General features: G+C 68.8%; 1 protein-coding gene and 1 pseudogene. Both read right to left on the bottom strand.

Going from position 1 to position 1,300, the window contains the following annotated elements:
• Positions 1-371, bottom strand: a pseudogene (locus HC022_RS26740) (TrkH family potassium uptake protein); the annotation flags it as partial.
• Positions 372-374: 3 nt separating this feature from the next.
• A partial coding sequence (gene trkA, locus HC022_RS26745; RefSeq protein ID WP_167454399.1) for a Trk system potassium transporter TrkA occupies positions 375-1,300 on the bottom strand: 926 nt, incomplete at its 5' end.

Below are 1,300 nucleotides of genomic sequence, written 5' to 3' on the forward strand. Positions count from 1 at the left end.
GAGGACAGGCGCGACGGGTCGAAGAGCGTGGCACCGGTCGTGGTGAGGCTCGAGACCATCTCGAAGAAGGCGTTCATGAAAGTGGTGGTGCGCACCGCCTCGTGGAACGGCACAGCCAGCAGCGCCGGCAGGAACACGAAGGCGCCCATCAGCGCGAAGAGCTGGCGCGAGGCCGAGCGGTTGTGCCGCCGCGTGGCCTGCGCGATGGCCACCAGCGCGGTCAGCACGGTGCCGACGATGGCCGCGTAGAAGAAGCTGCGCGCGTCGTGGAATTCTTCCTCGGCCAGCGCCACCGCCGCCGGCAGCATCATCGAGGCGCTGGCAATTCCCGTCAGCAACAGGAAGAGCGGCATGCGGTAGAGGGTGCGCATCGGTCAGAAGAAGTCGATCGAGACCTGCAGCAGGCGCTCGACCTCCCGCACATCCTTGGTCAGGGCGAAGATCACCACGCGGTCGCCGTCCTCGATGCGCAGGTCGCCGGCGATCTTGACCACCTTGTCGCCCTTTCGCACGGCGCCGATCAGCACGCCCTCGGGGAAGTCAATGTCGCGCACCAGCTTGCCCGCCATCGACGAGGTCGACAGCACCTCGGCCTCGATCACCTCGGCCTCGGCGTCGCCGATCGAGTAGACCGAGCGCACGCGCCCGTGGCGGATGTGACGCAGGATCGAGCTCACCGTGGTGGCGCGCGGGTTGATCCAGGCGGCGACGCCCAGCGGCTCCATCAGCGGGATCAGCGTCGGGTCGTTGACCAGCGCGATGGCCATGGGGCAGCCCTCGGCCTTGGCGCGCACGGCGGCGAGCATGTTGGTCTTGTCGTCGTCGGTGACGCAGAGCACCGCGTCGGCGCGGTCGATGCCCGCCTCGGCCAGCAGCGCGCTGTCGAGCCCGTCGCCGTGCAGCACGATGGTGCGCTCGAGCGCGTCGGCGGCGATCTCGGCGCGCTTGCGGTCACGCTCGATGACCTTGGCGCGGATGCGCTCGGTGCGTTTCTCGAGGGCGCTCGCCACGGCGAGACCGACATTGCCGCCGCCGATCACCACGACGCGCTCCTGCTTGCGCTGCGACTTGCCGAAGATCTCGAGCGTCCGGCGCACGTCGTCGCCGTGGCTGATGACATAGCAGGAATCGCCCACGAAAAGCTGGTCGCCGGGCTCGGGCGCGAAGAGCGTGCCCTCGCGGCGGATGCCCACCACCACGGCACGCAGGGTCGAGAACAGATCCGACAGCTGCCGCAGCGGCGTGTTCACGATCGGGCAGTGTTCGTCGATGGTGAGGCCGAGCAGATGCGCATCGCCCT

It is taken from the genome of Salipiger sp. HF18 (assembly GCF_011806505.1).
Lineage (GTDB): Bacteria > Pseudomonadota > Alphaproteobacteria > Rhodobacterales > Rhodobacteraceae > Salipiger > Salipiger thiooxidans.